The 15,829-nt window shown below is 60.2% G+C and carries 2 protein-coding genes; both read left to right on the top strand.

Annotation, left to right across the window (positions count from 1 at the left end; genetic code table 11):
- Positions 1–7 precede the first annotated feature (7 nt).
- Complete coding sequence (locus tag BLL42_RS06820) at positions 8–15,340, top strand: two-partner secretion domain-containing protein (protein ID WP_081427292.1); 15,333 nt, start codon at positions 8–10, stop codon at positions 15,338–15,340.
- Positions 15,322–15,810, top strand: a complete 489-nt coding sequence (locus BLL42_RS06815; RefSeq protein ID WP_129586935.1) for a hypothetical protein — start codon at positions 15,322–15,324, stop codon at positions 15,808–15,810. The genes BLL42_RS06820 and BLL42_RS06815 overlap by 19 nt, the downstream gene beginning before the upstream one ends.
- Positions 15,811–15,829: the final 19 nt, after the last annotated feature.

Here is a 15,829-nt window from a genome sequence, read left to right as displayed (position 1 = left end):
CCTGAATATGGACGTTCGCCAACTGGCCTTTCTGGCCGGCCAGCCATCTGCTGCCCTGAAAACCCGCGAGCATTTCTGCGGCATGCCGAAACGCGGTCTGGCGTTCCTCCTCGCCAACGTGATGTTCTGGCAGCCGATGTGGGCTCAGGCGGACGGCATTGTGGTCAGCGCGCCGGGTACGACGCTGGACCGTGCAGGCAATGGCGTGCCGATCGTCAACATCGCCACACCCAATGCGACGGGTCTCTCGCATAACCAGTTCCACGACTACAACGTGACCCAACAGGGTTTGATCCTCAACAACGCCTCCACCCAGACCCAGCAAACCCAACTGGGCGGATTCATCGTCGGCAACCCGAACCTGAAAGGCAGCGGTCCGGCGCAAACCATCCTCAACGAAGTCAACGGCGGCAGCCCGAGCCAGTTGAACGGTTACACCGAAGTGGCGGGGCAGTCGGCGCGGGTGATCGTCGCCAACCCGTATGGCATCAGCTGCAACGGCTGCGGCTTCATCAACACCCCACGGGTGACCTTGACCACCGGCAAACCGGTGCTCGACAACGGGCGACTGGATCGCTTTCAGGTCGATCAGGGCAGCGTCTCCATCGACGGTGCGGGGATCAATGCGAGCAATGTCGACCGCTTCGAAATCATCACCCGCAGCGCAAAAATCAACGCCCAGATTCAGGCGAATAACCTGACCATCGTTGCCGGTCGCAACGACGTCAATGCCGACACTCTCAACGCCACCGCCCGCGCCAATGACGGCAGCGTGCCACCGGAACTGGCGATCGACTCCTCGGCGCTCGGCGGCATGTACGCCGGCGCGATCAAACTGGTTGGCACCGAAACCGGCGTCGGGGTGAAACTCGACGGTAAACTGATCGCCAGCGGTGGCGACATCCAGCTCGATGCCAACGGCCACCTGAGCCTGGCCGATACCTCGGCAGCCAATGGCGCGGTGAACATCAAAGCTGCCAGCCTCAATGCCCAGGGACCGGTCTACGCCGGCAGCGCCCTCACCGTGCAAACCCAAGGTGATCTGAGCAACCAGCAAAACCTCGCTGCTCGTGACAGCATCAGCCTGAGTGCCGGCGGCCAGTTGACCAACAATGGCATCATCGAAGCCGGGGTCAACGCCGACACCGGCCGCAACGCCAACGGTGACGTCAACCTCAGCGCACAGAACCTCAACAACAGCGGCAAAAGCGTAGTCGCCAGCCGCAACCTGACGGTCAACACCGCGCAAACCCTGAGCAATCAGGGCGGCACGTTGAGTGCACAAAGCAGCGCGAATATCACCGCCGGGACGCTGGATAACCAGAACAAGGGACGGGTGCTGAGCACCGGTAGCCTGAACCTCAATGCCAATCAGTGGCTCAATACCCAGGGCGGGCTGGTGACCGGCAACGGCGAGCTGATCGCCAATGTGGGAGCACTGAGTAACGGCGCTGCTGAAATCTCCAGCCTGGCTGGGGTTACCTTGAATGTTGCGTCCCTGGATAACGTCGCCGGACTGGTGTCGGCTGGCAGCGCCCTGAATATCAATGCCAGCGGTGCCTTCAACAATCAGGGCGGTCGCCTGGCCGCCCAGCACAGTCTGCAACTCGCGGCAGCGTCCCTGAACAACAGCCAGCAAGGCTCAATCATCAGTCAGGGCACCTTGGGCCTGACGGCGTTCGGTGCACTGGACAACCATCAAGCGGGCAAGATCCAGAGCACCGGCAGTGCGGTGATCAACAGCGGCAGCCTCGACAACAGCCAAACGGGCCTGCTGAGCAGCAGCAACGCGTTGAACCTGACCAGCGGCCAGGTGAACAACAGCGAAGCCGGGCGGATCGCCAGCGCCATGGTCCTGACCGCCAGTGTCAGTGGTCTGGACCAGCACAATCAGGGCCAATTGAGCGCAGCCACCGGCCTGACCCTGGACCTGAATAATGGCGTGCTCAACAACCAGAACGCCCTGATCACCACACCCGGCGCGTTGCTGCTGAAGAACCTGAATACAGTCGCCAACCAGGGCGGTGAAATCTCCAGCCAACAAGGCTTCACACTGGCCGCCACCAGCCTCGACAACACCGGCGGCAAGGTCCTTAGCCAGCAGTCTCTGGCGTTGATCGTCAACCAGGCCTTGAACAACCTCAACGGACAGGTTTCAGGCAACACGCTGGCGATCAATGCCGGCAGTGTGCTCAACACCGGTGGCCACATTACGGGCCAAACGGCACTGGATTTGAACGTTGGCAGCCTCGATAACAGCGTCGGTGGCAGCGTTTCCAGCCAGGGGCGGTTGAACCTCAGCAGCGCCGGCGTGTTGAACAACCAGGGCGGTCAGATCAGCAGTGGAGCGGGCCTGAGTATCAACAGCGCCAGCCTCGAAAACAGTCAGCACGGTGTCCTTCAGGGTAAGGGCCCGACACAAGTCGCGACAGGCGTTCTGCACAATCAGAGCGGTCAGCTTTCCAGTGACGATACCCTCGATCTGAGTGCCACTCAGGTGGATAACAGCCAGGCCGGGCAGATCAATAGTGCGAACGCACTGACCGTTCGAGCGACCGGGCTCGATCAAACCAGCGGCGGCCACTTGTTCAGCGGCACCCGTTTGAGCCTGGACCTCAATCACGGCGTATTGAATAACCGGGGTGGTTTGATCAATGCCCCGGGCCAATTGCTGTTGAGCAATCTGGGGGCGGTCGGTAACCAGCAGGGTGAGATTTCCAGTACACAGGGTTTCAACCTGAGCGCCGACAGTCTCGACAATACCGGCGGCAAAGTCCTCAGCGAGCAAGCGCTGGTCCTGCGGATCGCCCGAGCCCTGGACAACACCGGGGCGCTGATGTCCGCCTCCGCCCTCGATTTGCAGGCCGATAGCCTGAACAACCAGCTCGGCACGATGAACGTTGGCACCGGGCTGAACCTGCTGCTCGCCGGCAGCCTGAACAACCAGAGTGGCAAACTGAGCGCCCGTGACATCACTGTGCAGGTTGCTGAGCTGGACAACCGTCAGGGGCATCTGACCGGCGATAACAGTCTGACGTTGAGCAGTCAGGGCGCGATCAACAACGCCACGGGTTCGATGACCGCCGGCCAATTGTTGAAGGTGCAAGGCGCTAGCCTCGATAACACCCAAGGCACACTGACGGGGAGTTCGAGCCTGACCGCGAAGATTGCCGGACAGTTGCTGAACCAGGCTGGGTTGGTGTCCTCGAACGGTCTGCTGACCTTAGGCAGTGCCAGCCTCGACAACCAGCTCAAGGGGCGGATCGTCAGCAAGGCCGATCTCAACCTGAGCACGGTGGGGTTGCTGGATAACCGTACCGGCAGTCTCAGCGCCGGTGGCGCTCTGACGCTCGATGCCAACCGGGTGGACAACCGTCAGGCGGGTTCGCTGAGCGCTGCCCAGGGCCTGAACCTGAACATCGACAGCCTCGACAATCAGGGCGGCAACGTCTCCAGCCAACGCCACTTGAACCTGACGGGCTCGACACTGGACAACGGCCATGGCGGCCAACTGCTTGCCAATGGCGACATCAATCTGACCCTCGCCCAGCTCAATAACCAACTTGACGGTCAGCTGTCCGGTCAGGCCGGTTTACACCTCAAGGCTGCGCAACTGAACAACGGTCAGGGTGGCAATCTCTACGCCAAAGGCAAGCTGGACCTGACACTGAGCGAACAGTTGCTTAACGCCCGAGGCACGCTCAAGGGCGATGGCGCGATTCTGCTCAGCGTCGGCAGCCTGAACAACGACGGCGGCAACCTCTCCAGCGTCAAGGACTTGAAACTCACCAGCCTCGGCACCGTCAGCAACCTGGGCGGCACACTGATCAGCGGCGATACGCTCGACCTCATCAGCAGCCAGCTCAACAACGGCGCCAAAGGCAGTATTTCCAGCACCAAAGCCCTGACCGCAAGCGTCAGTGGCCTTGATCAGCAAAACGGAAAACTGTTCAGCAGCACCGGGCTGAGCCTCGATCTGAATCACGGCCAGCTCAATAACCAGAACGGACTGATCAACGCCCCCGGCCAGTTATTGCTGAACAACCTCAAAAACGTAGCAAACCAAAACGGCGAGATATCCAGTAATCAGGCCTTCAGCCTCAATGCGGTCAGTCTGGACACTAGCGGCGGCAAGGTCATCAGCCAGCAGGCTCTGATCCTGCGCATCGACCAAGCGCTGAACACAGCCAAAGGGGTAGTCTCGGCCAAGGGCCTGGATGTCCATGCCGGTAGCCTCGACAACGACGGAGGCACGTTCGGCAGCGACGCGGACCTGACCCTGAACGTCGATGGCGCCATCACCAACCTCAAGGGCGCGCTGGGCAGCGCCGGCAGTTCGACCCTCAAGGCCGCCAGCCTGGACAATACCCAGGGCCGCCTGACGGGAGACCTGGGGCTGAGCATCGACCTCGGTGGCGCGCTGGATAACCACGGCGGCACCCTCGGTTCAGGCAAGGCGCTGAGCCTGACCGCCGCCAGCCTCGACAACCGCGCGGCCGGTAGCCTGCTCGCCGCCGATGGCGCGCTGACGGGGCATATCAGCGGTGTCTTCGACAACCGGGAGCTAGGAAAATCAAGAGCCACCGGTGGCATCGATCTGACCACCGGCAGCCTGGATAACCGTGGCGGCAGTCTGGCCGGCAAGGACCGGCTGACCTTGCGCAGCGATTCGGCGGATAACCGGGGTGGGCTGATCGAAGCTGACAAGGATCTGGGGCTGCTGGTCGGGCAACTGGATAACCGCGATAAGGGCGTACTGACCGGCAAGGCCGCGATCAGCTATGAAGGCTCGCGCCTGGACAACAGTGGTGGCCTGCTCAGTGCGGTCGGGCCCGTGACGCTCAAGGCCCAGGACATCACCAACAGCAAAGGCCGGATCGCCAGTCAGACTGACCTTAGCGCTACCCTCGACACCTTGAACCAGCAGGGCGGTGAGTTGGTCGCCCAGGGCAGTTTGCTGCTGACCGGCAAGACCCTCGACAACCGCAACGGCGGTCTGGTGGGCAGCACACACGCGCTGACCGTCAATGTCGAGCAGATCGACAACCGGGCAGGGGAAATCTCCAGCACCGACAACCGCTTGAACCTCACCGGCAAGCGTCTGGACAACAGCGACGGCGGCAAACTGCTGTCCGCGACCGACCTGCAACTGACGGTGGCGCAACTGATCAACCAGAGCAAGGGCAAGCTGTTCGCCAAGGGCAGCGCTCGCCTGGCCGGCACCACACTTGACAACACCAGCGGCAGTTTCTCCGGCCTCAAGGGGCTGGACATCCGCCTGGATGGGGCGCTGCTCAATAACGCCGGGTTGCTCAGCGGCGAAGGCGGATTAACCCTCAACGCCGCCACGCTGGATAACAGCGCAGGCAAGCTCAGCAGCGCCGGCGCCCTGGCGGTCACCAGCCTGGGGGCGTTGCTCAACCAGGCTGGTTCGATCATCACCGACCAGGGTTTGACCCTGACCAGCGCCAGCCTCGATAACAGCCAGAAAGGCCTGGTCAACGGCAAGGGCGCAACCCGTGTCACCACCGGTATTTTGAATAACAGCCAGGGCGGTCATCTCACCAGTGACGATACGCTGGACCTGACCGCAACCCAGGTCAGCAACGGCGCCACCGGCCGCATTGCCAGCGAAAAAAACCTGACGGCCAGCATCACCCGTCTGGATCAACAAGGTGGCGAACTCTTCAGCAAAACCCGCCTCGACCTGGACCTGAACAACGGCCAACTGAACAACCAAAACGGCCTGATCAACGGGCCCGTGCTGGTGCTCAACCACCTCAAGGACATCGCCAACCAGAACGGCGAAATCTCCAGTGCCCAGGCCTTCACCGTCGCTGCGCAAACTGTCGACAACAGCGGTGGCAAGCTGCTGAGCAACCAGGGCCTGACCCTGCGTATCGCTCAGGCCCTGAACAACCTTAACGGGCTGATTTCTGCGGCGTCCCTCAACAGCCGAAGTGCCAGTCTGGACAACAGCCATGGCCTGATCAGCAGCCGTGGCGACGTTGATCTGGGCGTGACCCAGTCTTTCACCAATCAGAGCGGCACCCTGATCGGCGACGGGGTGGTGTTGTTGGCGGCCAACAGTCTCGACAACAGCAACGGCTCGGTCGCCGGCAAGGCCGATGTGTCGGCCACCGTCACCACCCTCAATAACCAGAACGGTCAATTGATCGCCAGTGGTGCCCTGAGCCTGATCGGCGGCACGCTCGACAACCGCCAGAATGGCCTGGTAGGCGCTACAAAAGCGCTGAAACTCAATGTCGGTGATATCGACAACCGTGGCGGCGAACTCTCCAGCAGCGCCGACATCAGCCTGACCGGCAACCGCCTGGACAACAGCGACAGCGGTCAGATCATCGCCGCCATGGGCTTGACCATGACCCTCGGCCAGGTGCTCAACCGCAATCAGGGCCTGATCAATGGCAAGGCCGGGTTAACCCTGGATGGCCAGACCCTGGACAACACCGCTGGCCACCTGCTCAGCGGGCAAGATATCCGGCTGGGCCTGAGCAGCGACCTGACGAACAATCAAGGCCTGATCAGCAGCGAAGGCCAGCTCGACGTCAACAGCGCCAACCTGAGCAACACCGGTGGCAGCCTGTCGAGTGCCGGTGCCTTGAAGGTCAATGCCAGCGGTGCGCTCGGCAACCAGGGCGGGCAACTGGTCAGTGACGGCAGCGTCGATCTGACCAGCGCCAGCCTCGACAACCGTCAACAAGGGGTGATCAGCGGCAAGGGCGCGGTTGGCGTGACCACGGGCACCTTCGACAACAGCCAGAACGGTCGCCTGAACAGTGGCGACAGCCTGACCCTCACCGCCGGCCAGGTCACCAACCAGAACGGTGGCAGCATCGGCAGCGCCAAGGCACTGACGGCCAGCGTCACCGGCCTCGATCAGATGGGCGGCAAACTCTTCAGCAACACCAGCCTCAGCCTTGACCTGCACCAAGGCCAGTTGAATAACCAGAACGGCCTGATCAATGCCCCGTCACTGGTGCTCAATAACCTCAAGGGCGTTAACAACCAGGGCGGCGAAATCTCCAGCGCCCAGGCCTTTAGTCTCGCCGCTGACAGCCTCGACAACAGCAACGGCAAAGTCCTCAGCAACCAGGCCATGATCCTGCGGATCAACCAAGCCTTGACCAACCTCAAGGGCCAGATTGCCGCAGCAGCCCTCGACGTACGCGCCGCCAGCCTCGATAACGCTGACGGCACCCTTAACAGTCGCAGCGACCTGACCCTGAATGTCGCGGGTTTGCTGAGCAACCCAAATAAAGGCCTGATCAACGCGGCACAGAACCTGACGCTGAGCAGCGCCGACCTGAACAACCAGGGCGGCGTCCTGCTCGGTGGCAGTGCCGTGACCCTCAACGCGATGGCGCTGAACAACAGCACCAACGGCCTGATCAACAGCCAGGGTGGTTTAACCCTGACCGCCAACAGCCTGAACTCCAGCAATGGCGGCGAAGTCTCGGCTAAAGGCGATATCGCACTGAACCTGGGCGCACTGAGCCAAAACGGCGGGCGTTTGCTGAGCGATGCCGGGATCACGCTTGACCTGAGCGGTGGCGACCTGAGCAACCAGAACGGTTTGATCACCGCCAAAGGCCCGCTGAGCATCAGCCGCCTGCGCGACCTGAACAACCAGAGCGGCGAAGTCTCCAGCAGCCAGAGCTTCACCCTGGCCGGACGCACCCTGGATAACGGCGGCGGCAAACTGATCAGCAACAATCAGTTGGGCCTGACAGGCGACACCGTGCTCAACCAGGGCGGTTTGATCTCTGGCTGGCAGGGACTGACAGTCAACAGCGGCAGCCTCGACAACCGCAACAACGGCACGCTCTCCAGCCGCAGCGGCAACCTTGGCGTGACCTTGAGCGGTGCCTTGCTCAACAGCGGCGCCGGCGCGCTGGTCAGCCAGAAGACGCTGACCGTCAACGCGGCGAGCCTCGACAACAGCGGCGGCATTCTGTCCAGCGGCGCTGACCAGGCCCTGACAGTCAGCGGCCTGCTGAACAACGGCCAGAACGGCCTGATCGACAGCGGCGCGGCCCTCACCGTGCAAGCCATGACCCTCGGCAATGCGGCGGGCGTGATCAACGCGCAACAAAGCCTGAGCTTCACTGGCAGCACGCTGGACAACAGCGCCGGCAGCCTGGTCAGTAACGGTGCGCTCACCCTCGACCTGCTCGGCGCATTGACCAACACCCATGGCAAACTCGCCAGCGCCGGCCCGCTGCTGATCCAGCGCAGCAGCCAGATCAACAACCAGGGCGGTCAACTGGCCAGCCAAGGTCTGATGACCCTGCTCACGGGTGGCCTCGACAACCGCAATCGCGGCACCGTCGCGAGCAACAACAACCTCGTCATCACCACCTCCGGCGCCGTCCAGAACAGCGGCGACGGCCTGATCTACAGCCAGAACGGCAACCTGCAACTCACCGCCGCCAGCCTGGCCAACGCCAAGGGCACTGTGCAAAGCCTGGGCGCGATGAACCTGTCCGTAGCGAGCGATATCGACAACCAGAGCGGCCGGCTCCTGGCCCAGAACGGTGACCTTACGGTCAGTGCCAATAATCTGGACAACCGCGGCGGCACCCTCGCCAGCATCAAGGGCGCACTCGAAGCGCGCGTCGTTGGTGTGCTGAAAAACGGTTACGACCTGACCAACAACCGTCAGGGCGGTATCGTTCAGGCACAGCGTCTGAACCTCAGTGCATGGGGCGGCATCGATAACTACGGCGGCCGCATTTCGGCGCAAAGCGGCGATGCGATCATCGCCACCCGCGATTTCGACAACCGCAATGGTGGTTTCTACGCCAAAGGCCGGGTCAGCGTCACCGGCAACAACTTCGACAACAGCGGCGACAACGACGGCCAGATCGCCGGCAACCAGATCGACCTGAATCTCACCGGCGCCCTGAACAACCGCCTCGGCATCATCGAGAGCGACAGCACCCTGAGCGTGCGCGCCGCCAGCCTCGACAACCAGACCGGCCAGTTGCGCGCCTTGGGCACCAGTGGCAAGACCGACTTCCAGATTGGTGGTTTGTTTGACAACCGCAACGGCAAGCTGGAAACCGCCAACAGTGACCTGACGCTCAACGCAGCGGGTTTCCTGAACCAGGGCGGTAGCTTGCTGCACGTCGGCACCGGCACGTTTGATATCGCTACGGCCAACATCACCAATGCCGGCGGCAGCCTCGTCACTCGCGGCGGGCTTACGCTCACGGCTGACAGCTGGACCAACAGCAGCGTGATTCAGGCCGGGCGCCTGACCGTCAACGTCAACAACCTGAACCAGACCGGCAGTGGGCAATTGCTGGCGTCCACCAGCCTGGTGGGTAACGGGGTCAACTGGAACAACGATGGTTTGATTGCCAGTGATGGTACGGCCAGCCTTGCGCTGGGCGGCAATTATGGCGGCAACGGTCGCTACAGCAGCCTGGGCAATCTGGGGCTGACAGCCGCCTCGATGACTCTGGGCGGTGCGGCCAGTGTTGCCAGTGGCGGGGACGCCTCGATCAATGTCGGCGGCCCACTCAACAACTATGGTCGGATGACGTCTGCCACCGGGATGACTGTCAATGCCGGGTCAATCAATAACTACGGGACCCTGGGCAGCAGTGGCAATCTGCGGTTGAGTACGTCCAGCTTGCTGAATCAGAATGGTTTGATCTTCAGCGGTGGCGACACGGCGTTGCAGGTCAACAGCTTCACCAACCATTCGGCCCAGCTTTACAGCCTGGGTGCCGTCAGCATCGACGGTTATGGCGGCGCGGCCCAGGCGGCCCAGGTCAGCAATATCTCCGGGTCGCTGGAAAGCACCGGCAAGTTCAGCATCAATGCCGCCAACTTCGAGAACCGCACGGAGGGTTTCAGCCTGGGGCGCAAGTTGGTCTCGGGTTTTATCGCGATTAAATGCATCGAATGTTGGGGGAATGATTACGCTGCCAGTATCGTCGCTCGTGAGACTTTCGAAGGGCAGGACAACGACACCAGTGCCACCGCGTCGCTCTCGGCGGGAGGCGACTTTACCTTTCGCGGTGGCAGCTTTCTCAATAGCAAAAGCACTATCAGTGCCGGCGGTAATATTGCCATTCAGGCCGATAATGTGAAAAACGTAGGGGCAGTCAGCGGCACGATTGAGCGCACGCGCAGCTATCGGACGGGTGATATTGATAAGGATTTAATCAATGAGTTTGCTGGCGCTGCGTTTAATTACAACGCGCGAAACAATCCTGATTTTCCGAACATCTACTACATCAATGATTCTGGTGGCCTGAGTAGGGCACTCGCGGTGGATTCTATGCGCCGCATAGGTGGGCATGACGGGGATCAGATACCGGTTATTCGGTTCAGGGACGCTGTTACTAATGTGACAGTGAATACCTTCGACTTACCCCCTATTTACAACTATTTAAGCACCAAACCGCAATCCCAGTATGACCCCAACAACCTGGTAGCGCTGCCCAGTCAACTGCTGTCACCCACGCAGGGATACACCTTGACCGGTGACGTCGAAGCCGCCAAGGACGGCATTGGCTCAAGCCGCAGTGCTGTTATCCAGGCGGGCGGCAATGTCTCGATCTCCGCGACCCAGGACCTGACCAATAGCGTTATTCATCAGGACTACGGGTTCAGCGCTGGAGCCAACAAAGTCCAGGGCACTCAGGTAGCCGGAGCGGGCGCGCCGGTCGTGGTCCGGATCAATGCCCAACTGCCACCGAACCTGGCCCAGCAGCAGGTCAACCCCCTCGCGCTACCGGGTTTCAGCTTGCCCTCTGGGCAAAACGGCCTGTTTCGCTTGAGCGGGCAAGGCGGGGCGGTTCAGCAGGCGACTCAGGCCAACATCGGCCCGCAAAGCTGGACCATGGGCAGCGCCTCGGTCAGCACCGCTCAGCGTCAACAAAACCTGCCGGAGGTTCAGGCGCGTAGCGTCCAGATCGGTGATATCGCCCAAGTGGCCTCCAGTGACCGGCAACTGACCCGGATCACCCGTCAGGTCACCGACAGCAACGTGAACGCTAGCGCAATCACGGTCAGTGCTCCCGCCGACAATGGCGGCACCCTGCTGTTGCCGGGCCATGAAGGCAACGCTGGAGCGATCACTCAGGTGGGGACCGTGCATGTCGATGGCGCCAGCCATAGCGCGGTCGCTACCGGTCCAGACCTGAGCGTTCCAACACTACCGCTCAACCCGCGTGACCCGTTGGCCACCGTGACCGCTCCTGTGGCCGCGCCTCTTGTGCCGCCCGTGAATACTCAAACTCCCGGCGCCTCGATCACTGCCCCGACAGTCAGCACTCCGCTGATCGGTACCCCCGTGGCCAGTCAGACCGTGGCTCGGGTCCAGGGCCTGCCGGATACCTCGTTCAAGTCCAACCCGCAGAAGTACTTGATCGAAACCAACCCGGTGCTCACCGACCTCAAGCAGTTCATGAGCTCGGACTACCTGCTGGCGAACCTCGGCTACGACCCGGACAAAAGCGCCAAACGTCTGGGTGACGGCCTCTACGAGCAAAAGCTGATTCAGCAAGCGGTGGTCGCCCGCACCGGCCAGCGTTTCATCGACGGCCAGAACTCGGACGCTGCACTGTTCAAGTACCTGATGAACAACGCCATCACCAGCAAGCAGCAGCTCAACCTGTCGCTGGGCGTGAGCCTGACCTCTGAACAGGTCGCGGCCCTGACCCACGACATCGTCTGGATGGAAAACGCCGAGGTGAACGGCGAGCAAGTGCTGGTGCCGGTGCTGTACCTGGCCAATGCCAACAACCGTCTGGCCGCTAACGGCGCGCTGATTCAGGGCAGCGACGTATCACTGATCGCCGGCAAGGACCTGAACAACGCCGGTACTTTGCGGGCCAGCAACAACCTGTCAGCGGCTGCCGGCAACGACCTGGTCAACAGTGGCCTGGTGGAAGCCGGCAATCGCCTTGACCTGTTGGCGGGCAACAACCTCGTCAACAAGGCCGGCGGCATCATTGCCGGACGTGATGTGAGCCTGAGGGCGGTCAACGGCGACGTGATCAACGAACGTAGCGTGACCACCCACAACAGCAGCGTCGACAGCTACAGCCAGCAACGGACGTTCGTCGACAGCGCCGCCCGAATCGAAGCGGCCAACAACCTGAGCCTCCAGGCCGGGCGCGATGTCAGCAATAGCGGCAGCGTGCTGCAAAGTGGTGGCGATACGGTGATCAGCGCCGGGCGGGACATCAATATCGAGGCCACTGAGAGCCGTAACAAGGACGACTACGGCTCGAATAGAAACGGTAGCTCCGTCACCCAATATGGCGCCACCGTCAGCGCCGGCCGCGACCTGCACATGAACGCCGGCCGCGACCTCTCGGCCATCGCCAGCCAGATCGAAGCCAAGCGCAACATCGCCATGGCCGCGACGGAAAACCTGACCCTGGCCTCGGCAGCGGACGAGAGCCACTCCTACTCCAAGACCAAGAAGGAGACCCGTCAGGAGGATCATGTCAAACAGATCTCCAGCACCGTGACTGCCGGTGGCAGCGTTGCGTTGAGTGCGGGTAAGGACATGACGCTGATCTCCAGCCGCATCAGCGCGGGCGACGAAGCGTATCTGGTCGCCGGAGACAAGCTCGAACTGCTGGCCGCACAAGACAGCGATTACTCGCTGTACGACATGAAGAAAAAAGGCAGTTGGGGCAGCAAGAAAACCCAGCGTGATGAAGTGACCAAGGTCACTAATGTGGGGAGCGAGATCAAGACCGGTGGGGATCTGACCCTGGTCAGTGGTGGGGATCAGAAGTATCAGGTGGCCAAGCTCGAAAGCGGTAAGGACCTGACCCTGCAAAGCGGTGGAGCCATCACCTTTGAAGGGGTGAAGGACCTGCATCAGGAGAGTCATGAGAAGAGCGACAGCGACCTCGCCTGGAACTCCATGGAAGGCAAAGGCAACACGGATGAAACCCTGCGTCAGAGCCAACTGGTGGCTCAAGGCAATCTGGTGATCAAAGCCGTCGATGGCCTGCACATCGACGTCAAGCAAATCAACCAGAACACCGTCAGTCAGACCATTGACGCGATGGTCAAGGCCGACCCGCAACTGGCCTGGCTCAAGGATGCCGAGAAGCGTGGGGATGTGGATTGGCGGCAGGTTAAGGAAGTGCACGACTCCTTCAAGTACAGCCATTCCGGGCTGGGCGCCGGGGCGATGTTGGCGATCATTATTATCGTCACGGTGTTGACTGCGGGGGCGGCGAGTGCTGCGGTGGGGACTGCGGCAAGTGCGACGGCGGGCTCTGGAACTGCGATGGCCGCTGCAACTACGTCTGAGGCCATTGCGGCGGGGGCAGAGTTTACGGCGGCAGGTTGGGGCAATGTGATGGCTTCGGCTGCGCTGACCTCGATGGCCAGTACCGGTGCCGTCAGTATGATCAACAACAGGGGGAACCTGGGCGCAACTCTGAAGGACATGACCTCATCATCCAGCCTGAAAGGATATGCGCTGGCTGGTATCACGGCCGGGATAGGCTACACGATGCCTTACAACCCTGCGGTGTTCAGTGTGAACACCCTTGAAAAGGCCGCTGTTACGTCAGTTGCCGACGCAGCAGCGAAAACTGTCATTGAAGGCGGGAGCCTGAAAGACAACCTAGTTAGCTCGCTGGCGGGCGCAGCGATTAATGTCGGCGGCGCGACATTGGCCAACGATATCGGTGGTACCACCTTACCCAATGGCTCGCTGACGAAGATTGGCCTGCACGCGTTGCTTGGGGGCGTACTGTCCGTCGCCCAAGGCGGGGATTTTAAAACTGGTGCGCTTGCGGCCGGTTTTGATGAAGCTGCCGTTCAGACGTTGTCCGACTGGGTCATGCCTGATCCTGCTACGGCCAACATCGTGACCACACAGGAAGGGCAGAAGAGGCTGGTTGCCATGTCAGGGCTGATGGGGATCCTTGCCGCGACGGCGACGGGGGGCGATCCTGCAATTGCTGCTTCCGTGGCGGAAAACGCTACGCTGAACAATTTTCTGGGACCGAACTCACAACAGAAGCTAGCTGAAGCCCGCGCCGCAATGGAGGCCGGTGATCGATCACTGCAGACTGAAACTCTGCTAAAAATATCTGAACAGACAGACCACCGTAGCGACGGATTGCTCGCCAAGTACCTGGCGGATCCTAAATCTCTTACTGCTGAGGAACAAACCACGCTTGATGGCTATGTGGGGGCGTATTACTCGGAGCTGGCGGCTAAATATGGTCCCGACAAAGCACTCACTATGAAACAGGATCTGCTGAAAAACGGTAATCCATACAAGACTTATGATTTTCCTTACGCCGACACCACCGAACAAAAAATCGCAGCTACTGATGCAGCACAAGAGGCCGCCGGAGGTCTCTGGTCGCTGCTGCTGAATCCGCGGCAAAAAAGCGAAAACGAAATACTCTATAACCTCACGACTCAAAATCAGCTCATCACGGATGAGCAGCAGGGCCTGTCAAATATTGGTACGCCCGCCCTGTACGCGTTGCCGGGTAGTCTTGGGTTGGGTATTGCTGCTATAGGTGCGGCAAACAGTTTGGGCCAAGTAGGGTATGGGGTATGGCAGGGGAGTAACGGTGACTACACAGACGCTGCCGGCAATATTATCCTGGGTGGGGTTGGGATCTTGGGGGCGTGGGGCTCTAGGGCGGGGGTAGCTGGCTTATCCTCTGGGGTCTCTCGAATTGACGCAGCAGCTGGAAACGTGGCAGAAGGGGCTGGAGCTGCTCTCGCTAAAGTTGGGACAAATAGTGCCGCCGACCAAACAGTCAGTCTTTTTGGTTTCCGTGGGGCGGGTTCCACCTCTGATTTGTTAGCTGCTGATGCTCCCCACCCATATGCGGTCACGGGGCATGTGGGTTACTCGTTCGATGGCGGGAAAACAATCTACGGTTTTGGCCCAAGCGTACGTGAAGGAATGTCTGCCTACGATGCCGTTCAATCCCTTAGAAATGGCGCAAGCTACCCTGGTGTTATTTCCAACGACACCACCGTTTTTGAATCGGTAGCGAATAACCCGACGGTAGGTCGTGGCCGGGTTCCGCAGACTGTGTATCAGCAGAAAATTCCAGTTTCACAAGCGCAGTTTGATGCCATGAAAGCGGCACATGATTCAATAGGGGTTGGTAACCCTATGGACAATGTGGTTTACGGCTTCCCACCAAAAGGTGGAGCCGCACCTGTCGGCTGTTACTTTAATTGCGCCACTTTCCCGAGTAGTCTTGGAATACCGATCCCGGAAAGTACCGGAATAATGAGGACTTATATGCCCGAGCTTGAGAAAATAGGGACGCCTTGGATGCCACCAAAATGAGCAGGGAGTTAAGTTTTTTATTTGACAAGGTGGCGAGGCATGATCTCGTTTTGGTCAATGTTGTTGATGCGCCACGCCCACAAATATTGCGGGCAAAGGTTGAGCGGATATATACGACAGGAAAAGGGATTGACAGCGCTTCCCTTGGTTCAGAGATTGAATTCGTTCGATCTGGTGGAAGCTGGGGAGATGTGGCTTTAGCTGTTGGAGATAAAGCTCTTTTATTTGTCAAATTGATTTCTGGAAAACTGTATGAGGATGCTTGGCACGGGCATATGGTCGTGGAGGAGATTGAGGGGGATTTATACGCGATCTTCCAGCATAAGGAATTGTGGCTAAGTGAAGATGTTCCATCTTCGATTAGAGAATGTTCACGACAAGATCCGAAACGCCCGTATGCGACGGCGATCCGCTTCGATATCATGGAAACTTATCTATTAAGTCTGATTGAGGGAATTGAACAGCGGTGAGTGTTGAATACAGAATTTA

It is taken from the genome of Pseudomonas frederiksbergensis, assembly GCF_001874645.1.
Taxonomy (GTDB): Bacteria; Pseudomonadota; Gammaproteobacteria; order Pseudomonadales; family Pseudomonadaceae; genus Aquipseudomonas; species Aquipseudomonas frederiksbergensis_B.
Note: the sequence above shows the minus strand (reverse complement) of the source record. Positions and strands in the feature narration are given on the sequence as shown.

What these genes read in the sequence shown, in the direction of transcription:
- BLL42_RS06820 (WP_081427292.1), top strand. Translation starts at nt 8, where the DNA reads ATGGACGTTCGCCAACTGGCCTTTCTGGCCGGCCAGCCATCTGCTGCC.